The sequence below is a fragment of the Serratia proteamaculans genome (assembly GCF_949794035.1).
Taxonomy (GTDB): domain Bacteria; phylum Pseudomonadota; class Gammaproteobacteria; order Enterobacterales; family Enterobacteriaceae; genus Serratia; species Serratia proteamaculans.
Window position 1 is genome coordinate 5,190,781 of record NZ_OX461105.1, and the last position, 21,410, is coordinate 5,212,190.

The window sequence follows — 21,410 nt, forward strand, 5'->3', positions numbered from 1 at the left end:
ATTATTCTTCATCAGGAGCGCTGTACGTGAACAGGCTCATCTTTCGTCGGAGATAATAATAGGCCGATAAATATATAGTAATGCGATGCTGTGTAAATTTATTAAAGCCCGAAACACTTTTATTCATCAATAATGAATGAATTATGAAGATAATGTGTATTAACTGGAAATTTTGGTTTCCCATCACATAAAACTCACCACAACATGGAGTTTAATTCTATAGGATTACTCCTGCCAACGGCCCACTTTATTATAATGTAGAGCTCTGTGCTACAACCGCCCTGCAACAAGCTGATAGCCGTGCCAATGCGCTGAGATCGCATGGATCTCTCGAAACCTCAGGTTCTCACATACACTCTAAGGCAAGGGGATAATCGAACGATTACAGAGCAAAACTAATTATTGCTTATATAATAGTTTCATCCCCCACCGGTGAAAAACGTGTTATATGATGGAGATACGTGCACTACGGCCACTCCCGGGCCAATAACCTGCGGCTGCGCTCCTTGCACAGACCTGGCTGTCGTGCCCTTTTGAGGAATCATCATGTTCGCAGACCAAGGCCCTATGCTTCTTAACGCCCACTTCGGCACCAACAGCCCTTATTGGCGGTTGACGTTTGACAGCAACGCCCTGGCGTTGTCGGCAGTTAAAGGCAAAACCCATATGGCCGTGGCGCTCAGCGCCATGCAGGCAGCAAAAATCCGTCGCCTGAGTGGCATTACCGCCAGCCTTGATATCACCATCACGATCAGCGGTGAGCCAATACACCTGCATCTGGTCGGGCGCAGAATCAACAATCTGGAGTGGGCGGGCACCGCTTCCGCCTTCAGCGATACCCAATCGGTCGCCCGTGATTTGGTGCACGGCCTTTCTTTCGCCGAACAGGTGGTATCTGAAGCCAACTCTGTGATTGTGATTGTCGATCAGCATGGCCGTATTCAGCGCTTCAACCGTCTGAGTGAAGAGTACACCGGCCTGCACGAACATGATGTTATTGGTAAAAACGTCTTTCAGCTGTTTATGAGCCCGGAAGAAGCTTCGGCATCGCGGCGCAACATCGCCGGCTTTTTCCGTAATGGGTCGTCCTATGAGGTGGAACGTTGGATCAAAACGGTAAAGGGCGAGCGGCTGTTTTTGTTCCGCAACAAGTTCGTTCACAGCGGCAGCGGTAAAAATGAAGTCTTTCTGATCTGCTCCGGCACCGATATCACCGAAGAGCGTCGCGCCCAGGAACGTCTGCGGGTGCTGGCCAATACCGACATCATCACCGGCCTGCCTAACCGCAATGCCATTCAGGACAAAATCACCCAGTCGATCGCCGCACGCGATGGCAGCAACGTTGGGCTGGTGTATCTCGATCTCGACAACTTTAAAAAGGTTAATGACGCCTACGGCCATATGTTCGGCGATCGTTTACTGGTAGAGGTGTCGCTGGCAGTGCTCGGCTGTCTGGCTGAGGACCAAACCCTGGCCCGACTGGGGGGCGATGAATTTCTGGTACTGGCCCAGCAGGCCGACCGCGAAATGCTGCAACGCCTGGCTCAACGTATTATCGACCGGCTGAAAACGCCGTTCCGTATAGGGCTAATCGAGGTTTATACCGGCTGCTCTATTGGTATTGCGCTGTGTCCAGAACATGGCAACGATCTCGACAGCCTGATCCGCAGCGCCGATACCGCCATGTACGTCGCCAAAGAGCACGGCAAACGGACCTATACCGTGTTCTCGCCGGAAATGAACAAACGCGTCGCGGAATACATGTGGCTGGATACCAACCTGCGTAAGGGATTGGAGCAAAACCAGCTGGTGGTGTATTACCAGCCAAAAATCGAGGCGATCAGCGGCAAAGTCTGCAGTGTGGAAGCGCTGGTACGCTGGGATTCACCCGAACGCGGTCTGATCCCACCGCTGCAGTTTATCTCTTACGCCGAAGAGTCCGGCCTGATCGGCCCGCTCGGCCGCTGGGTGCTGCAAACCGCCGCCAAACAGGCCGCTCACTGGCAACGACAAGGGCTGCAACTGCGGGTCGCGGTCAATCTTTCCGCCCGGCAATTGGTTGATGACTCTATCGTTGAGGATTTGGCGCAGGTGTTGCTGCAAAATCAACTGGCCCCCTGCCTGCTGGACTTCGAACTCACGGAAAGCAGCCTGATTGAAGATGAGAAACGCGCACGCGAAGTGATTACCCGGCTACGTGAGCTGGGTGCACAGGTTCATCTTGATGATTTTGGCACCGGCTACTCTTCGCTGGCGCAGCTGGCGCGTATTCCGCTGGATGCCATTAAGCTGGATAAAAGCTTTGTGCGGGGCGTGAATGATAATCCGGTTTCACAGTCGCTGGTGCGCGCCATCGTGGCGGCGGCCGAAGCGCTCAAATTCCGGGTGATCGCCGAAGGTGTGGAGACCGAAAGCGAGAACCGATTCCTGGATGAAATCGGCGTGGATGAAAAACAGGGGTTCCTGTTTGCGCGGCCAATGCTCCCGGAACAGCTGGAACATTGGCTGCAGTCTTATCGCCCGCCATCTTCCTCAGCGTGAGGCGGGCAGGGTAACATTAGCCGGCACGACGCAGGTTCAGCGTGTGGCGATCCTGCAGCATCACCAGGCGTTCAATATAGGCGCGATCCTTCTCCTCGATGGTGAAGGCCGAATGCACCCAGTCTTCGGTAATGTCCATCAGTTCAGAACGCGTTAACTGCAACACCCGCTGACGGGCACGCAGCATGGCACGCATACCGTTCAGTTTGGGCCGGATGGTATCAATGAAGGTACGGGTAGCCACATAGGCATCGCCGGGCTGGAATAACTGATCGACCAGGCCACGGCTTTCAAACCATTCCGCCGTGTGCGACTCACCGCCCCAAATCAACTCTTCCGCCAGACGCATGTTTCCCTTACGCGCCACCAGCGAATAGCCGCCCATACCGGGGAACAGATTGAAGGCAATTTCCGGGAACCCCATACGCGCATTGTTCTGCGCCAGAACGAAATGGTGCGCCAGCGCCGCCTCAAAGCCACCGCCCAGCGCGCTGCCCTCCACCATCGCGATGCTGACCGCGCCGGTATCAAACCCGCGTGCCGCCGCATGCACACAATCAATGCAGGCGCGTGCGTAAGCCATCATCGCCTCACGCTTGCGGTTTTTAATCGCCTCGGCGAAGAACTGCAGATCGCCACCCACGTTGAACATATTTGGCACCAGCGAGCCAGTAACCCAAAAATCAAACTGCAATGATGACTCTTTGGCCGCCTGCGCCAGCGTCATGATGTCTTCAATTAACGCCTGATTGAAGCAAGGACGCGGTTCGGCGCGCAGCAGCATCCACATGATGTGCCGCTCTTCCTCATAGTAGGCGGAGATTTGTGTCAAATTGCCCGCTTCGGTAAACGGACGACAGGTGGGGTGATTAAGTAATTTCATATGACCTTCCATTTTATCCAGTGATAACAGGTGAAACCGTTCCAGCCCCTACGGCTGCAGTGATGCTGCGGCAGGTAAACCGCAGCGCCACATCATGAGTAAACGCTTTCTTAGTGATGAAACAGATAAAAATTGGAGGCCGATGAACGAAAAAAAGCGTGCTGGCACGCGACTGATATAAGAATTTTACCTATCGGTGGGGAGTAACATTTCACCCGGGGAACGAACGCGCTAAGCTCACAAATTAGCCTGTTGCCCAACCCGGCGGCCAAATCAGCGCGCCTTTTGGCTATAATCAAGGCTGAGAGAGCCTATTTATCGTTAAGGAAATCGTGACGTAATGCCTACAGGATCAGATAAAGACCCCCACCAGCCCAACAGTGAAGCGCCGCAAAAGCCGCTGATCGCCATCAAAACCGGCCACCAGAATATTGATCGGCGCATCTCCGGTTTTTCACGCCTGGTTGAACGTATCAAGGCCTGGCCAAGCATCGCTCACCTGCTGCGCGCCACCGAACGCTTTAACGATCGTCTGGGTAGCCAGTTCGGCGCCGCCATCACCTATTTCTCGTTTCTTTCGTTGATCCCGATCCTGATGGTGTCGTTTGCCGCCGTCGGCTTTGTACTGGCATCCAATCCTGACCTGCTGACCGGGATAATTAATAAAATTGTCGGTAGCATCAGTGACCCTACGCTGGCCAGCACGCTGAAAAACACCGTCAATACCGCCATTCAGCAACGCACCACCGTCGGGCTGACCGGTCTGGCACTGGCGCTGTATTCGGGGATCAGTTGGATGGGTAACCTGCGTGAGGCGATCCGCGCGCAATCGCGGGATGTCTGGGAACGTAATCCGCAGGATCAGGAAAAAATCTATTTCAAATACACCCGCGACTTTGTCTCGCTAAGTGGTCTGGTAGTAGCGCTGATTATCACCCTGACGCTGACCTCCATCGCCGGTTCGGCACAGTCGGCGATTGTCCGGGCGCTGGGTCTGGAAGGCATCGAGTGGCTGCGGCCGGCGATGACGCTGATTGCGCTGTCGATCTCCATCTTCGCCAACTACCTGCTGTTCCTGTGGATCTTCTGGATGCTGCCGCGGCATAAGCCGAAGAAAAAGGCGCTGTTGCGCGGCACGTTACTTGCCGCCATTGGTTTCGAAGTGATTAAGTTTGTGATGACCATGACGCTGCCACAGGTGGCAAAGTCCCCCTCCGGCGCCGCCTTTGGTTCGGTAATTGGGCTGATGGCGTTTTTCTATTTCTTTGCCCGCCTGACGCTATTCTGCGCCGCCTGGATCGCCACTGCGCAGTATAAAGAAGATAAAACCCTGCCAACGTCCGAACAATCCGCACCCTGAAGCAATGCAATCATACCGGCCACCCTCGGGTGGCTGGTTTTTTATTCCAACCTTAAGCCAATAAACCAGCATATAAAACCAAAAAACCACCATCACACCTGCCAAACCCAGCATAACAAACTACAGGCTAACTTTTCTTTCCGGCTTTTACAGATGTTCAGTCTACGAATCATTCATTTGGCAACGTTAAAAACCACGCATAAACACACCAATGAAACATTAAGCTTTTTAACCGGTTAATTACGGCATTGTACAAAGTTTCATCATTGAAAAGGCATTTTGCTATGACTAAGATGGATTTTTACAAATTCAAAATATAAGAAAAATTATGCAAGCCTCCATCGCACCAACTCTGGACGCCGACGACGCGTCAACACCGGTTAACTCACGCGGAAAAGTGATTGTCGCCTCGCTGGTCGGGACCGCCATCGAATTTTTCGATTTCTATATTTACGCCACCGCGGCGGTGATCGTATTCCCGCATATCTTCTTCCCGCAGGGCGATCCCACCACCGCAACGCTACAATCGCTGGCCACCTTTGCCGTCGCCTTTATTGCACGTCCAATTGGCTCGGCGCTGTTCGGCCACTTTGGCGATCGCGTCGGTCGCAAGGTGACGCTGGTCGCCTCGCTGCTCACCATGGGGATTTCCACCGTGCTGATCGGCCTGCTGCCAAGCTATGAAACCATTGGCATCTTCGCCCCTATCCTGTTGGCGCTGGCGCGTTTCGGTCAGGGCCTGGGTCTGGGAGGGGAATGGGGCGGCGCCGCCTTGCTGGCCACCGAGAACGCCCCACCCAAGAAGCGTGCGCTGTACGGCTCGTTCCCGCAGTTGGGCGCACCTATCGGCTTCTTCTTCGCTAACGGCACCTTCCTGCTGCTCTCCTGGCTGCTGACGGACCAACAGTTTATGGAATGGGGCTGGCGCGTGCCGTTTATCCTGTCCGCCGCGCTGGTGCTGATCGGCCTGTATGTGCGGGTATCGCTGCATGAAACGCCGGTGTTCGCCAAGGTGGCCAAAGCCGGCAAGCAGGTGAAAATCCCGCTCGGCACTCTGCTGAGCAAACACCTGAAGGCAACGATCCTCGGTACCTTTATCATGCTGGCGACCTATACCCTGTTCTATCTGATGACGGTTTACTCGATGACCTACGGCACCACGGCGGCCCCGCTGGGGCTGGGGTACTCACGCAACAGCTTCCTGTGGATGCTGATGGTGGCGGTGATTGGCTTTGGCGTAATGGTGCCGATTGCCGGCCTGCTGGCAGATGCCTTTGGTCGCCGCAAGACCATGATCGTCATCACCCTGCTGATGATCGCCTTCGCCTTCCTGTTCCCAAGCATGCTGGGCTCCGGTAACCAGGCGCTGGTGATGGGCTTCCTGCTGTGCGGCCTGAGCATCATGGGCCTGACCTTTGGCCCGATGGGCGCACTGCTGCCGGAGTTGTTCCCGACCGAAGTCCGTTATACCGGGGCGTCGTTCTCGTACAACGTGGCGTCGATCCTCGGGGCGGCAGTCGCGCCTTATATCGCCACCTGGTTAGCTACGCACTATGGTCTGTTCTATGTCGGGCTGTATCTGGCCTCCATGGCCTGCCTCACGCTGATCGCCCTGTTGCTGATGAAAGAAACCCGAGACCAGTCACTGTAACCCTTCTTAGGCGGCCCCTCCTGTGGGGCCGCACTTCCCGCGTTGTCTCCTGTCATAAAATCAGACTATGCTGAACGCTTCTCCTTTCATGGAAACGGAAATCAATAATGTCTCTGCGCCGCAGACTGTTTTTGTACGTTGCGCCATTGGTGATGATCGCCATCGCGATAGCTGGGGCGCTCTGGATATGGGTGAAACCACCCCAATCGAGCGCGCTGTGGCGCATCGTCAGCCAACAGTGTCTGCCCAATCAGCAGGCGCATAATAATCCGGCACCCTGTGCGCAGGTTGACCCACAGGCCGGCTTTGTGGTGTTCAAAGACCGCAATGGGCCGCTGCAGTATCTGCTGATGCCGAGCGCCAGAATCACCGGTATTGAAAGCCCCGAGGTGCTGGCTGCCACGACCCCAAACTTCTTTGAGCAAGCCTGGCAGGCACGGCACTTTATGGCCGATAAGTACGGTAAGGCGATCGACGACGCCAATATTTCGCTGGCGATTAATTCAGCCTATGGCCGGACCCAGAATCAGTTGCACATTCATATCTCTTGCCTGCTGCCGTCGGTAAAAACGCAGTTGGCGCAGTACGCGGCGGATTACAGCGAACAGTGGGAGCCGATGCCTGGCGGCCTGCTGGGCCATGATTATCTGGTGCGTCGGGTAACGCCCGAAGAGTTACAAAAACAGGGGGCTTTCCGCCTGCTGGCGGCGGGCGTGGCACGCGCAGACGGTCGCATGGGGAGCTTTGGGTTGGCGATGACGACGCTGCCGGGCGGCGATTTTCTGTTGCTGGCCACCGAGCGTAGCCTGCTACCATTTACCCTGGCCTCGGCGGAAGAGATCCAGGATCATGATTGCCAGGTACTGAAGTAAAAAGCCCGCGGGTTATCAGCGGGCTTTCGTGATCATTTCTTCTGTTTCATCTGCTGCAGAATTTTCCCGCACTGGTTTTCCTCACCACCTTCACTGGGGGAAACCAGTGCCAGCAGGGCCGCTGCCGGCGTCAGCACCACGCCCAGTGCCACCGCCGCCGCACCACGTGCAATCAGCGGGCCGGCCTTCACACCGGCATCCGGGTGCGCGAAGGTGCCTTTCACATACAGCGGCGAACGCAGCGTCAGCACCCGCATGCCCTTGCTTTCCGGATCGATGGACAGGTCCAGCCGTTCCGTGGCGAAGTTGGTATTGCCGCTGATATTGATAATCGCGTTCTCGGTGTCGAACACAAACAGCCGCGGTGCCGCCACACCGTCACGGATACCGACATCCGCCGCCGCGCAGTTTATCCCCACGACGTCATCACCAAATAGCTGCGCCACCAGATAGTTGCCGACGTTCAACCCGAGGATTTCCATCAGGCTGCGGCTGATCACCCCGTTATTAATCACCATGCGCAGATCGCCGCTGCTGGTTGCCAGCAGATCGGCCACCGAATTACCGCTGCCGGTCAGTTTGGCATCGCCGTTCAGTTGTCCCAGGCTGCGTTTCATCGATCCCACATCCGGCAGCAACTGCTTGAGCTGGAATTTACGCGCATGCATATCTGCCCGCCCCTGCATCGGGTTTTTACTGCCGTCGAGACGGACGGTAGAATTGAGGTTACCGCCCGCCACGCCGAACCGCAGCGGATCCATCAGGATAACGCCATTATCCAGTTGCAGATGGGTATAGAGATCGCTCAGCGGCAGTGAACTACCGTGTTCAATGCGTTTGGCGGTGAATTTGACGTCGGCATCCATCACCTGCCAGCTTTGGGTATCAAATTTCTCTACCGGCAGTACTTTTCCGGCCGGCTGGCGGCTCTTCTCGCCACGACCGGCTTTTTCCGTATTGGAGTCGGCGCCAATCAGCGGGGCCAGATCGGCAAAACGCAGCTGTTTTGACAGCACTTCGCCACTCAATTTGGGGCGTGGTTTACTGGCGACATATTTCAAATCACCGTGGATATCGCTGTCGCCAATTTTGCCGTCGAACTTCTGGTACTGGAACACCGCACCGCCTTTTTCGTGCAGCCGGGCGATCAGGTGGCCATCCGTGGAGTATGGCGGGGTATTGGGCAGCAGCACCCCGGTGAGGGCATACAGATTGCCCAGGCTGTCGCCGGAGAATTTAAGCTGCAGATCCAACCCACCGAGGTTCATCGGATCGGACAGCGTACCCGCCACTACCACCCGGGTGGAACCGGAGCGCACATCGGCCTGCAGCGGGAACGGCACCTCGGCATTTTGCAATGACAGCATGCCGCCCATCTTGCCGCTGCCCGACAACGGCTCGCCGTTGTATTTGCCCTTCACCTTCCAGCCAAAGATATAGTCGGCAGGGATCTGAGTACCGGCACTCTTTTTACCGGTTACCTCACTAAACGGCAAAGGTTTGCCGAGCGGATCAATCTCCGCGCGAAAATCAGCCTTCAGCGTGGCGTCTTTGAAAGCAATGTGACCACGGTCGAAAACGATGTCATGAATGTTCACCGACCAGGCGGACGGGGGTTGGTCAGGATCGCCGGCCAGGTTAAAGGTCCAGTTATTCTCACCGTTAGCCAGCCGCTGCAAGCTGGCGTTCGGCTGCTTGAGCCAGATACGCGGGATCAGCAACTCTTTACCCAACAGCGCCAGCGGCGAGATACTGGCCTCGACGCGTTGCAACTGCACCATGCTGTCGCCAGGAATATTTTTCGGGTTGCCCAGTACGACATCTTCAGCATGAATGCGCGGCCACGGCACCCAGGCGCGCCAGCTACCTTCCTCTTTATCGCGCGACCAGTCCACGCCCAAATCACCACGAATGGCGAACGGACGGTGTAACTCGGCCGACACCTTGTCATTGATGGTTGGTTTGAGACGGTTCCAGTCGAAGGTCAGCACCAAGACCACCAACGCGGCGATGATTAGCAGCACAATGCCGCCAACCCAAGTGAATGCTTTTCCTGTTTTTGTCATAACGGCTCCCTGAACGCGATAACTTACCCATAAATTGATAAGTGGCTTTACCAAGCCTAGCCGAGGATAGGCAAGAGTTCACGCTTTAGCGGGAGACAGGTATCAGGCGGCAGGCATGGAAAATTGCGTAGGCAAGGTTTGCAGAGTATCGAAATGGGCCGGGCGAGACAGATAGTAACCCTGGGCAGCCAGTGCGCCAGAGCGCTGCACCAGCAACCATTCCTGCTCGGTCTCCACCCCTTCGACGATCACCCCTTCGCTGTGTTGATTCATCATTTTGACCAGGGTGGAAAGCAACTGGACGCCGTCCTCTGTCTGTTTGAGCAAGGTGAAAAGCTCACGCGCCACCTTAATGTATTGATAACGCCAGGTGCTGACCGCAGAGAAGTTCGCCAGGCCACTGCCGAAATCATCCAGCCACAGCCGCTCTGCCCCGGCAATCTGCTGCAACGGGCCGTTTAACGCCATCCCGGCGTGCTCCACCAGCTCAAAGCGCAGATAGGGCATGCTGGCAATCTGCCGTTGCAACGCGCCGTGCTGCTGCAACGCCTGCAGTGCAATACCGTCGATATTGACCGAGACCATCAGCCCATGGCGACTCAGCAGCGGCTGCCAATACTGCAGCAGTTCCAGCTGTTCCTGAATGATCTGCAGACGCTTACGGACGTCGAGGGCGGCAAAATAATGCTCCGGGGACAGTGGCTTATCCGGCGCCGCCGGATGATAGACCGCGGTTAGCAACTCCAGCGCCAGCAAAGCGCCACAGGTGCGGTAGATCGGCTGGAAGGTGTACTGCCGTCGGCATTGCCGCCAATAATGCTGCGCCTTGATATGCGAGCATACGGCAAGGAGTGGCGCCAGCAGACCCGAAGTCATCTTGGTTGTCATTGGTACTATCGCCATCGAAGGGAAATGAAAATGCTCAGGCTGCAGGATTGCTTCCCTGATCTATCGGCAGCGGGCAATAAAACTTTAAGCAGCGGCGAAAGCCTTCTACATTGAATAGCGCATCCACATCCAAGGAGAAAAACATGCCCTACGTAAATATCAAAATTACCCGCGAAGGCGCGACGCCGGAGCAAAAGAAACAACTGATCGCCGGTGTCACCCAACTGCTGGTAGATACGCTGGGGAAAAACCCGGCCACCACCGTGGTGGTGATTGATGAGGTAGAAACCGACAACTGGGGCATCGGTGGCCACAGCGTCACCGACCTGCGCGCCGCGGCAAAATAGCGGGCAGAGATGGGGTCCGTATCGGGAAACTTTTTAGTTTCCCGATCGCGATCATAAATAAATTAAAACGTTGTTTTATTTTCATTGACTCCCCCCGCCCCTTGCATTGAGACTGGCTGTATTTCGTCCCTATCCACCTTCTTCTTTCAGCCAGGGCTCGTTGACTATGACCACCCAGAATCTTGCCGTGATCGGCGAATGCATGATTGAACTGTCGCAGAAAGGCGCGGACCTAAGCCGCGGTTTTGGCGGTGATACCTTAAACACTGCCGTCTATATCGCCCGTCAGGTGGCAGAAAGCGCGCTGCAGGTGCATTACGTGACCGCACTCGGCACCGACAGTTTCAGCCAGGAAATGCTGCAGTCCTGGCAGCAGGAAAAGGTCCACACCCGCCTGATCCAACGGCTGGAAAACAAACTGCCGGGGCTGTACGTGATTGAAACCGATGACGCCGGCGAACGTACCTTCTATTACTGGCGTAATGATGCGGCCGCTCGCTACTGGCTGGCAGGCCCGCAGACGGAGAGCCTGTGCGAGCAACTGGCCCAATTCGATTATCTGTACCTCAGCGGCATCAGCGTGGCGATCCTCGACGCCGCCAGCCGCAGCAAATTGCTGGCATTGCTAAGACAGTGTCGCGCCAACGGCGGCAAGGTGATTTTCGATAACAACTATCGGCCCCGCCTGTGGCAAAGCCGGGAAGAAACGCAGCAGGCGTACCGCGAGGTGCTGGCCTGTACCGACATTGCCTTCCTGACGCTGGACGACGAGGATTTGCTGTGGGGTAAATTCCCGGTGGAACAGGTGGTACAGCGCACCCAACTGCTGGGCGTGACGGAAATAGTGATTAAACGCGGCGCAGAGAGCTGCCTGGTATTTAGCGCCGAAGGCAGCGAATTTGAGATCCCGGCGGTGCGTTTGCCGAAAGAAAAAGTGGTGGATACCACCGCGGCGGGCGATTCCTTCAGTGCCGGTTATCTGGCGATACGCTTAACCGGCGGTGATGCCGTGCAGGCGGCGCAGCGCGGTCATCTGACCGCCAGCACGGTGATCCAGTACCCTGGGGCCATTATCCCACTGGCCGCGATGCCGCAATGATTCCAGCTCCGTAGAAATGCGAAAGGCCAGCAATGATGCTGGCCTTTTTATTGGACTCGAAAACCCATCTTAATACCCTAGGGATTTCAGGTTGTAGCCAGGCGCCAAGCTATCTCATCCCCAGGCGCTTACTTTAGTAAGTAACTGGGGTGTGATAGTGCAGGTAACAACGCTACAGCCTGAAAGACGACGGGTATTTAGCCTGCCACCGCGATACGTTTCATATCGGTCATATACCCGCGCAGTTTGCGGCCAACGGATTCGATTGGGTGATTGCGCACCGCTTCGTTCACGTCACGCAGTTGCGCGTTGTCTACTGAAGTACCGGCAACAGATTTACCCAAATCGCCCGCCTGCAGCGTCGTCATAAACTCTTTCAGCAACGGCACTGCCGCGTTGGCGAACAGGTAGTTACCGTATTCTGCGGTATCAGAGATAACCACGTTCATTTCGTACAGACGCTTACGCGCAATGGTGTTGGCGATCAGCGGCAGTTCGTGCAGTGATTCGTAGTAAGCAGATTCTTCGATGATGCCCGCGTCAACCATGGTTTCAAACGCCAGCTCAACACCGGCTTTCACCATAGCAACCATCAGTACGCCATGGTCAAAGTATTCCTGCTCGCTGATTTTACCTTCGAACTGTGGCGCATTCTCGAACGCCGATTTGCCGGTCTCTTCACGCCAGTTCAGCAGTTTCACGTCGTCTTCTGCCCAGTCGGCCATCATGCCACCGGAGAAAGCACCGGAGATGATGTCGTCCATGTGTTTCTGGAACAGAGGCGCCATGATCTCTTTCAACTGCTCAGACAGCGCATAGGCACGCAGTTTGGCCGGGTTGGACAGGCGATCCATCATCAGAGTGATGCCGCCCTGCTTCAGCGCTTCGGTGATGGTTTCCCAACCGAACTGAATCAGTTTTTCTGCATAAGCCGGCTCGGTGCCTTCAGCAACCAGTTTGTCGAAGCACAGCAGTGAACCCGCCTGCAGCATGCCACACAGAATGGTTTGCTCGCCCATCAGGTCAGATTTCACTTCGGCAACGAAGGAAGATTCCAGTACGCCCGCACGGTGGCCGCCGGTCGCAGCTGCCCAGGCTTTGGCAATCGCCATGCCTTCGCCTTTAGGATCGTTTTCCGGGTGAACCGCAATCAGGGTCGGCACGCCGAAACCACGTTTGTATTCTTCACGGACTTCGGTACCCGGACATTTTGGCGCAACCATCACTACGGTGATGTCTTTACGCACCTGCTCGCCCACTTCAACGATGTTGAAGCCGTGGGAGTAGCCCAGCGCCGCGCCGTCTTTCATCAGCGGCTGTACGGCACGAACTACCGAGGTGTGCTGCTTGTCTGGCGTCAGGTTAACCACCAGGTCTGCCTGGGGGATCAAGTCTTCGTAGGTCCCTACCTTGAAGCCGTTTTCGGTCGCTTTACGCCATGAAGGACGTTTTTCATCGATGGCTTCTTTACGCAGGGCATAAGCCACATCCAGGCCAGAGTCACGCATGTTCAGGCCCTGATTCAGACCCTGGGCGCCACAGCCGACAATCACCACTTTTTTGCCTTTCAGGTAGCCGGCTTCATCAGCGAATTCGTCACGTGCCATAAAGCGGCATTTACCCAATTGCGCCAACTGCTGACGCAGGTTCAATGTGTTGAAATAGTTAGCCATGGTGGTACTCCGTTAGATGTTGTGTCTTGCATACCCGTCGTCTTTCAAATTGCAGCGTTGTTATCTGCACTAGCTCACCCCAGTTACTTACTAAAGTAAGCGCCTGGGGATGAGCTAGCTGGTCGCCTAGCTGCAAATTGAAATACATAGGGTGCATGTTATTTTCATTCCCCGCCTTGTCTGTGCGGAGATTCGTTGAACTCAATGTATAACAGGAAACGCGTTGCTTAAATTGATATATTACGAATGTGACATTGCAATTTATGCAACACTCTTGCTGCGAGCGTACTGATATGGATTTGCGTGATTTAAAGCTGTTCCTCCATCTGGCTGAAAGCCATCACTTTGGCCGCACCGCCAAGGCGATGCACGTCAGCCCTTCGACGCTTTCCCGCCAGATCCAACGGCTGGAAGAGATCCTCGGGCAGCCGCTGTTTTTGCGCGATAACCGCACCGTGCAGCTCACCGACGCCGGTGAACAGCTAAAAGATTTTGCCCAGCAGACGCTGCTGCAATATCAGCAACTGAAACATTCGCTGGGTCAACACGGTCCTTCGCTAAGCGGTGAGTTACGGCTATTTTGCTCGGTCACCGCCGCCTACAGCCACCTGCCGCCGATCCTCGATCGCTTCCGCGCGCAGCATCCACTGGTCGAAATCAAGCTGACCACCGGTGATGCCGCCGATGCGGTCGACAAGGTGCAATCCAACGAAGCCGACCTCGGCATTGCCGGCCGGCCCGAAACCCTGCCCACCAGCGTAGCGTTCACCAAAATCGGCGAGATCCCGCTGGTGCTGATTGCTCCGGCGTTGCCCTGCGCAGTACGCAGTCAGGCGTTTGCCGAGCAGCCCGACTGGGCCAATATTCCGTTTATTTTGCCGGAGCACGGCCCGTCGCGAAAACGCATCGAACTGTGGTTCCGTCGCCAGCGCATCACCAACCCGCTGATTTACGCCACCGTTGGCGGCCATGAGGCCATCGTTTCGATGGTGGCGCTGGGCTGCGGTATCGCGCTGATCCCCGGCGTGGTGGTGGAAAATAGCCCGGAACCGGTGCGTAACCGCATCTCGCAGCTGGAAAATATTTCCATGGTCGAGCCGTTCGAACTGGGGGTCTGCGTGCAGAAAAAACGCCTCAGCGATCCGCTGATCGACGCTTTCTGGCGTTTACTGTCATAAGTCAGAGGGATCGACCTGTTTCATCGCCTCTACCTGCATCAGCCAATGGTAGAGCGGTTCCAGTTGCAGGAACCCCTGCGCCAGAGTCTGCACCAAACCGGCGTTGAACAGCTTTTCCACCTGACCATCGGTCGCCATTACCGCAAAGGATTTACGGTTGTACCAGGTAGCAATTTCTGCCGCCGGCTCTTTCACCAACGGTCGCTTGTAACTTTCGCCCACCAGCTCGAACGGTGGCTGACAGCAGGCCGCGACCTCCAAAAAGGGCTGCGGTCGGCGCTGCAGCGTATGGCGAAACAGGTCCATGGTCGGTTTGTTGGCGCTGTAATAACCCAGCCCGTAGCGCAACATGTCCGGCCCCAGTTCGAAGAAGTACACCGGCGCGTCCTTCCAGTCTTTGCTTGGCCGTTTGAACGTCAGCCACATGCGGCTGCGGTAACGCGATTTATCGTGGGAAAAACGCGTGTCACGGTGAATGCGCGACAGCGTTTTGCCGATCGCCGGACGAGTCTCGAACAGGGGATCGATCGCCAACATCGCCGGGCTCAACTCCGCCACCAGCGAACGGAACGGCGTCAGCAGTTCGCTATCGTAAACACTGCGGTTGGCCTCAAACCACTCCTTGTCGTTCTCGATGCGCACCTGCTGGAGAAAATTCAGGCCCTGCTGGCTAAAGCCGTTAAATTGTTGCGTCATATTCCTTCCCGTAACGAGGTTTCTATCAGGGGTTACGCATGGCTTCCATCTGCCAACGGCGCTTTACAAAAACACGTCGGCGCGTCCTGAAATAGGCAACATACAGATAAAACACCGTCCGATTGCTGAAAATAACCCCGCCAATGCAGGCACACAGCAACATCAGGCCATTGGCTATACCGGTGATGTTCGCTATCCAGGCCACGACTGCACCGATCAAAAACACGGCCAGCATGCCGAGATAATATTTCAGTAATAACACTCCGACATTTTTACCCTGAACCAATTGAAACAAAATCAGCGTCATCCACACAGCCATGACGGCACCACTACCCAACAGTGTGGCGGCCGAAGCACGGCCGGTTGCGGCAAAGGCCAAATCGGCCAATAGCCCCATGGTTCCTGCCATTCCCAGTGTGAGACAAATCAGCAGCAATATGACATTGCCCACGCCCGGCGGCGACAAACGCTGCCCCGGCGTCAGAAAATGTTGATCTAGCTGCGCATCCACGCCGGCATAGACGGCCGGATCCCGCTGCAAGATTTGATGTTCCATTTCTCGCCCTTGAGATATCAGGCGGTTAATCATCCAGTCTGACATTACCTCACCATCTGCGGTAATTTTTGCATGATCCCAACAAAATATTGCCCCGTTTCCTTCACATTAACCGGCGAGGACAAAGTACCGCTGATACCGCTGCCCACAAAGGCCATAGAGTTATTCAGCGCCGACCGCAATTGCTGTCGGAGTCCGTTCTGGAGGGCTTGCGTTGGATAGCGTTTCGGGTATAAGCCCGCATTAACCATCTGTTTTAATACTTGATTGGAAATACCCGGATTCTCCGCCCGTATGATGCTCTCAGTGAGTCTTTTTCTTTCACTACGGGGCATGCTTTTTAGCCACTCCGTCGCCTTACGCGATGAAACCCTTCGCATTGCGCGATAGGTCATCGCCGCTTCTTTCAATGCGGCCCCTGCGCTCGCCAAAGAGATCACGTCCAAAATGGTGCTGGTAGCAACATACCACTGTTCCGAATCCAACTGCGCAAGCTCATCGCCTTTCCCGTCATAAAGCTTATTCACACGATACAGGCCATTGCCACACTGTAAGGCACTGGCGGCCATGCCGGCATAGCCTAAATAGGCGACCGCCGAACTGGTACCACCGGTAAAGGGCACCGCGACGCTCCCCGACGCCAGTAAAAAAACGGAGACCAGCAGTGTGCCGCAAGATAGCGCCGCCGACGCAAGTTCTTTGCCGACGTTCGGTTTGGTCAAAGCCTCAGACAGGGTATTGGTCGCCGCGGTACGCGAAGTATGGGCAACGGTTTTGGTGATCACCACGTGAGTGACCTGCGAGGACGTTGAGTAACCGGTATGTTTGGTCGGCCTGACCAAATACGAATTTTGGCCGTCAGAAAAAATAATTCCCACCCCATGAAAAGCGATGCTGCAGTCCAGGGAGTCCTGCAAGGACTGTAAATCAATATCCCGATACAGTTCCTGCACATTGCTGTTACCGAGCATACGAGCGAACTCGGCGCGGGTTAATTGATCTTCGGGAGAACCAAATGGCGAAGAAAAGGCCGTTGTCATTGTCGCGCATCCCTATACGTCAAAAGTCTTGGCAGTATAAAAATGCACAACAAAATCACAACTACGCAACCCATAAACTGATTTATAGGTCACGATTACTTATGTATTTTTTCTCATCCCTGCAAAAAGAAACGGAACGCCGGGTTGTCGGTTTCATCGTGACAATCGTAGCCCAGCGCCTGCAGGTGCTGCTCAAACTCAGGTTCGGTCTGCGACAGCTCAAAGCCTGCCAGCACGCGGCCAAAATCGGTGCCGTGGCTGCGGTAGTGGAACAGTGAAATATTCCAGTGGGTGCCCAAGGTCTGCAGAAACTTCAGCAGCGCGCCCGGTGACTCCGGGAACTCAAAGCTGTACAGACGCTCGCGCAACGGCTTCGAAGGCCGCCCACCGACCATGTAGCGCACGTGCAACTTGGCCATTTCATCGTCGGACAAGTCCACCACCTGATAACCATCGGCATGCAATTCTTCGATGATTTCCAGTCGTTCGGCATGGCCGCGCGTCAGGCGGACGCCGACGAAAATACAGGCGTTATCTGCATCGGCATAGCGGTAGTTGAACTCGGTGACCGAGCGCCCGCCCAGCAGTTGGCAAAACTTCAGGAAGCTGCCCTTCTGTTCTGGAATGGTCACGGCCAACAGGGCTTCGCGTTGTTCGCCCAACTCGCAGCGTTCCGACACATAGCGCAAACCGTGGAAGTTCAGGTTGGCACCGGACAACACGTGCGCCAGACGCTCACCCTGGATGTTGTGCTGCTGTACGTACTTTTTCAGCCCGGCCAGTGCCAGCGCACCGGAGGGTTCGGCAATGGCACGCACGTCTTCAAACAGATCCTTAACCGCTGCGCAGATGGCATCGCTGTCGACGGTGATCACGTCGTCCAGGTATTCCCGGCACAGGCGGAAGGTTTCATCACCGATGCGCTTTACTGCCACACCTTCGGCAAACAGCCCAACGCGGGCCAGATCCACCGGATGCCCGGCATCCAGCGCCGCACGCAGGCAGGCGGAGTCTTCCGCCTCCACGCCGATCACTTTGATTTGCGGCATCAGTTGCTTGATCAATACCGCTACACCCGCCGCCAGACCGCCACCGCCCACCGGCACAAATACCCGGTCGAGGTGCGCGTCTTGCTGCAGCAGTTCCATCGCCAGCGTGCCCTGCCCGGCGATCACCGTTGGGTGGTCGAACGGCGGCACAAAGGTCATGCCCTGCTTGAGCGAAAGCTCAATCGCTCTGGCCTTGGCTTCATCAAAATTGGCACCGTGCAACAGCACTTCGCCGCCGAAGCCACGCACCGCATCCACTTTGATGTCCGCGGTGGTTACCGGCATCACGATCAGCGTTTTGATCCCTAAGCGTTTACCGGAGTAGGCCACGCCCTGCGCATGGTTACCGGCCGAGGCCGTCACCACGCCACGCGCCTTTTGTTCTTCGTTCAGGCTGGCGATCATCGCGTAAGCCCCGCGCAGCTTGAAGCTGTGCACCGGCTGACGATCTTCGCGCTTCACCAAAATGGTATTGCCGAGGCGCGAAGAGATTTTGCTCATGGCCTGTAGCGGGGTGACCTGAGCCACCTCGTAAACCGGCGAGCGGAGCACCGCTCGCAAATACTCCGCGCCACAGGGGGCGTCGGGTAGGGGTTGCGATTCCGCCATGGTGCTTAGCCTCCCAGCTTGCTCTTGTCGCGCACGGCACCTTTGTCGGCGCTGGTCGCCAGTGTGGCGTAGGCGCGCAGAGCGAAGGAAACCTGGCGCTCACGATTTTTCGGTGTCCAGGCCTGATCGCCACGCGCCAGTTCAACTTCACGGCGTGCCGCCAGTTCGCTGTCCGTCACGTCCAGTACCATGCTGCGTTTTGGAATATCGATGTCGATCATGTCGCCATCTTCAATCAGCGCAATCAGGCCACCGCTGCCCGCTTCCGGAGAAACGTGGCCGATAGACAGGCCGGAGGTGCCGCCGGAGAAACGGCCGTCGGTGATCAGCGCACAGGCTTTACCCAGCCCCATGGATTTCAGGTAAGTGGTCGGATAGAGCATTTCCTGCATGCCCGGCCCGCCCTTTGGCCCTTCGTAGCGGATCACCACTACGTCGCCGGCAACCACTTTGCCGCCGAGGATCGCTTCCACCGCGGTGTCCTGGCTTTCGTACAATTTTGCCGGACCGCGGAAGGTCAGGTTGTCTTTGTCGACACCGGCGGTTTTTACAATGCTGCCGTCCAGTGCCATGTTGCCGTACAGTACGGCCAGGCCACCTTCCAGGCTGAAGGCATTTTCCAGCGAGCGGATACAGCCTTCTGCGCGATCATCGTCCAGCGTGTCCCAACGACAATCCTGCGAGAACGCCTGAGTAGTACGGATACCCGCCGGACCGGCGCGGAACATTTTCTTCACCGCTTCGTCCTGAGTCAGCATGATGTCGTACTGATTCAGCGTTTCCGTCAGCTTCAGGCCCAGGATGTTGTCGACGTCGCGGTTCAACAGACCCGCACGATCCAACTCGCCCAGGATGGCCAGTACGCCACCGGCACGGTGTACGTCTTCCATATGGTATTTCTGGGTGCTTGGCGCCACTTTGCACAGGTGCGGTACCTTGCGTGACAGACGATCGATATCTTCCATGGTGAAATCGATCTCGCCTTCCTGAGCCGCCGCCAACAGGTGCAATACGGTGTTGGTCGAGCCGCCCATGGCGATATCCAGCGTCATGGCGTTTTCAAATGCAGCCTTGTTGGCAATGCTGCGTGGCAGTGCGCTTTCGTCGTCCTGCTCGTAGTAACGCTTGGTCAGCGCAACGATGCGTTTACCGGCGTTGAGGAACAGATCCTTACGGTCAGCGTGGGTCGCCAGCAGCGAGCCGTTACCCGGCTGAGACAGGCCCAGCGCTTCGGTCAGGCAGTTCATCGAGTTGGCGGTGAACATACCGGAACAGGAGCCGCAGGTTGGACAGGCGGAACGTTCGATCTGCGCACTGTCGGCATCGCTGACGTTCGGGTTGGCACCCTGGATCATGGCGTCGATCAAATCCAGCTTGATTATCTTGTCGGACAGCTTGGTTTTGCCGGCTTCCATCGGGCCGCCGGAAACGAAAATCACCGGAATGTTCAGGCGCAGTGACGCCATCAGCATCCCCGGGGTGATTTTGTCGCAGTTGGAGATACACACCATCGCATCCGCGCAGTGGGCATTCACCATGTATTCAACCGAGTCGGCGATCAATTCGCGCGACGGCAGGGAATAGAGCATGCCGCCGTGGCCCATGGCGATACCGTCATCCACCGCAATGGTGTTGAACTCTTTGGCGACGCCGCCTGAGGCTTCGATCTGTTCTGCAACCAGCTTGCCCAAATCACGCAGATGCACATGGCCCGGAACGAACTGGGTAAATGAGTTGACCACCGCAATAATGGGTTTACCAAAATCGTCGTCGGTCATTCCGGTCGCGCGCCATAATGCGCGGGCACCTGCCATGTTGCGGCCGTGGGTGGTGGTGGCGGAACGGTACTTAGGCATGCTCTTCACTCCAAATGTATTTATTACAGGCGGCGAACGAACCGCCTGGATATTCTTATCTGTCTGTCAATTTACCCTATGAATTTCAAGCTTCAGCTTAAAAGGCGATGGGTAAATTATGGATTTACCGGATCCAGCCAACCGTACTTGTCTTCGGTCTTGCCAGTGAACAGGCCAAAGAACGCCTGTTGGATCTGTTTGGTCACCGGGCCGCATTTACCAATGCCGACCTGGATGCCGTCAACGCTGCGAACCGGGGTAATTTCTGCGGCGGTACCGGACATGAACACTTCGTCGGCCAGGTACAGCGACTCGCGTGACAACACTTGCTCACGCACTTCAAAGCCCATGTCTTTCGCCAGCTTGATGATGGCGTCGCGGGTGATGCCCGGCAGCGCGGAAGAAGTAAACGGCGGGGTGAACAACACGCCGTCTTTCACTTCAAACAGATTCTCACCTGCGCCTTCGGAAATATAGCCGTGCACATCCAGCGCAATCCCTTCCTGATAACCGTGGCGGCGCGCTTCACTGCCCACCAGCAGGGAGGAAAGATAGTTACCACCGGCCTTGGCCGCGGTTGGGATGGTATTCGGTGCCACACGGTGCCAGGACGAAACCATTGCATCGATGCCTTGTTCCAGCGCCTCTTCACCCAGATACGCGCCCCAAGGAAACGCCGCGATAATCACGTCGGTTTTGTAACCGTCCGGTGGGTTTACTCCCATGCCGACGTCACCGACAAACACCAGCGGACGAATATAAGCGCTGACCAGATTGTTTTTACGCAGCGTGGCGCGACAGGCTTCCATCAGCTCATCAACGCTTTGCGATACCGGCATGCGGTAGATTTTTGCCGAGTCATGCAGGCGCTGCATATGTTCACGGTGACGGAATACCACCGGACCTTTATGGGAGTCGTAGCAACGGACCCCTTCAAACACCGAAGTGCCGTAGTGCAAGGCATGCGACATCACGTGCACTTTGGCGTCAGCCCAGGGAACCATCTCACCATTGAACCAAATGTAATCGGCTTTCTTCGTCATTAT

Annotated in this window: 17 protein-coding genes; 7 read left to right on the top strand and 10 right to left on the bottom strand. The window is 56.0% G+C overall.

Translation table 11 applies throughout. From position 1 onward, the window contains the following. Positions 1 to 546: 546 nt before the first annotated feature. Positions 547 to 2,541, top strand: a complete 1,995-nt coding sequence (gene pdeR, locus QOT07_RS24150; RefSeq protein WP_099065458.1) for a cyclic di-GMP phosphodiesterase — start codon at positions 547 to 549, stop codon at positions 2,539 to 2,541. Between the two features lie 16 nt (positions 2,542 to 2,557). Here pdeR and QOT07_RS24155 read toward each other — a convergent pair whose 3' ends face one another. Beyond that, positions 2,558 to 3,424: a crotonase/enoyl-CoA hydratase family protein gene (locus QOT07_RS24155; protein ID WP_085119944.1), complete on the bottom strand. Its 867-nt coding sequence runs from the start codon at positions 3,422 to 3,424 to the stop codon at positions 2,558 to 2,560. 340 nt (positions 3,425 to 3,764) lie between these two features. On the opposite strand from QOT07_RS24155, the gene yhjD reads away from it, so the two are divergent. The 3 genes from yhjD (at position 3,765) to QOT07_RS24170 (ending at position 7,307) form a co-directional block, all read left to right on the top strand. After that, positions 3,765 to 4,784: an inner membrane protein YhjD gene (yhjD, locus tag QOT07_RS24160; RefSeq protein ID WP_207980127.1), complete on the top strand. Its 1,020-nt coding sequence runs from the start codon at positions 3,765 to 3,767 to the stop codon at positions 4,782 to 4,784. Between the two features lie 328 nt (positions 4,785 to 5,112). Further along, positions 5,113 to 6,435, top strand: coding sequence for an MFS transporter (locus QOT07_RS24165; protein ID WP_099065457.1), 1,323 nt, complete (start codon positions 5,113 to 5,115; stop codon positions 6,433 to 6,435). A 107-nt stretch (positions 6,436 to 6,542) separates the two neighbouring features. Continuing rightward, positions 6,543 to 7,307, top strand: a complete 765-nt coding sequence (locus QOT07_RS24170; protein ID WP_283604093.1) for a CDP-diacylglycerol diphosphatase — start codon at positions 6,543 to 6,545, stop codon at positions 7,305 to 7,307. A gap of 32 nt (positions 7,308 to 7,339) precedes the next feature. Here QOT07_RS24170 and QOT07_RS24175 read toward each other — a convergent pair whose 3' ends face one another. Further along, positions 7,340 to 9,373: an AsmA family protein gene (locus QOT07_RS24175; RefSeq protein ID WP_099065455.1), complete on the bottom strand. Its 2,034-nt coding sequence runs from the start codon at positions 9,371 to 9,373 to the stop codon at positions 7,340 to 7,342. 102 nt (positions 9,374 to 9,475) lie between these two features. After that, positions 9,476 to 10,261 carry a cyclic-guanylate-specific phosphodiesterase gene (gene pdeH / locus QOT07_RS24180; RefSeq protein WP_099065454.1) on the bottom strand — a complete coding sequence of 262 codons (786 nt, stop codon included), beginning with the start codon at positions 10,259 to 10,261 and terminating at the stop codon, positions 9,476 to 9,478. A gap of 143 nt (positions 10,262 to 10,404) precedes the next feature. Here pdeH and QOT07_RS24185 point away from each other — a divergent pair, with 143 nt between their 5' ends. Together QOT07_RS24185 and kdgK are read left to right on the top strand one after the other, a co-directional pair. Continuing rightward, positions 10,405 to 10,608, top strand: a complete 204-nt coding sequence (locus QOT07_RS24185; protein ID WP_004951695.1) for a 2-hydroxymuconate tautomerase family protein — start codon at positions 10,405 to 10,407, stop codon at positions 10,606 to 10,608. 166 nt (positions 10,609 to 10,774) lie between these two features. Then, complete coding sequence (gene kdgK, locus QOT07_RS24190) at positions 10,775 to 11,707, top strand: 2-dehydro-3-deoxygluconokinase (protein WP_283604095.1); 933 nt, start codon at positions 10,775 to 10,777, stop codon at positions 11,705 to 11,707. A 197-nt stretch (positions 11,708 to 11,904) separates the two neighbouring features. Here kdgK and ilvC read toward each other — a convergent pair whose 3' ends face one another. Further along, positions 11,905 to 13,380: a ketol-acid reductoisomerase gene (gene ilvC, locus QOT07_RS24195; protein ID WP_099065452.1), complete on the bottom strand. Its 1,476-nt coding sequence runs from the start codon at positions 13,378 to 13,380 to the stop codon at positions 11,905 to 11,907. A gap of 293 nt (positions 13,381 to 13,673) precedes the next feature. Here ilvC and ilvY point away from each other — a divergent pair, with 293 nt between their 5' ends. After that, positions 13,674 to 14,558 carry an HTH-type transcriptional activator IlvY gene (gene ilvY, locus QOT07_RS24200; protein WP_099065451.1) on the top strand — a complete coding sequence of 295 codons (885 nt, stop codon included), beginning with the start codon at positions 13,674 to 13,676 and terminating at the stop codon, positions 14,556 to 14,558. Here ilvY and QOT07_RS24205 read toward each other — a convergent pair. The 6 genes from QOT07_RS24205 to QOT07_RS24230 form a co-directional block, all read right to left on the bottom strand. After that, the gene (locus tag QOT07_RS24205; protein ID WP_283604097.1) at positions 14,553 to 15,254 is read right to left on the bottom strand and encodes a DUF2461 domain-containing protein; all 702 of its coding nucleotides are present in this window, start codon (positions 15,252 to 15,254) and stop codon (positions 14,553 to 14,555) included. The two genes, ilvY and QOT07_RS24205, sit on opposite strands and share 6 nt — an antisense overlap. 25 nt (positions 15,255 to 15,279) lie before the next feature. Beyond that, a complete protein-coding gene (ssi4, locus tag QOT07_RS24210; protein ID WP_283604098.1) occupies positions 15,280 to 15,855 on the bottom strand; it encodes an immunity protein Sip4 in 576 nt (191 codons plus the stop codon). Beyond that, the gene (gene ssp4 / locus QOT07_RS24215) at positions 15,855 to 16,850 is read right to left on the bottom strand and encodes an Ssp4 family T6SS effector (RefSeq protein WP_283604099.1); all 996 of its coding nucleotides are present in this window, start codon (positions 16,848 to 16,850) and stop codon (positions 15,855 to 15,857) included. The genes ssi4 and ssp4 overlap by 1 nt, the downstream gene beginning before the upstream one ends. A gap of 113 nt (positions 16,851 to 16,963) precedes the next feature. Continuing rightward, positions 16,964 to 18,508, bottom strand: coding sequence for a threonine ammonia-lyase, biosynthetic (ilvA, locus tag QOT07_RS24220; protein WP_099065447.1), 1,545 nt, complete (start codon positions 18,506 to 18,508; stop codon positions 16,964 to 16,966). Positions 18,509 to 18,513: 5 nt separating this feature from the next. Next, on the bottom strand, positions 18,514 to 20,364 hold the full coding sequence (gene ilvD, locus QOT07_RS24225) for a dihydroxy-acid dehydratase (RefSeq protein ID WP_283604102.1): 1,851 nt from the start codon (positions 20,362 to 20,364) through the stop codon (positions 18,514 to 18,516). Positions 20,365 to 20,480: 116 nt separating this feature from the next. Next, entirely contained in the window at positions 20,481 to 21,407 is a 927-nt protein-coding gene (locus QOT07_RS24230; protein WP_099065445.1) for a branched-chain amino acid transaminase, read from the bottom strand. Positions 21,408 to 21,410: the final 3 nt, after the last annotated feature.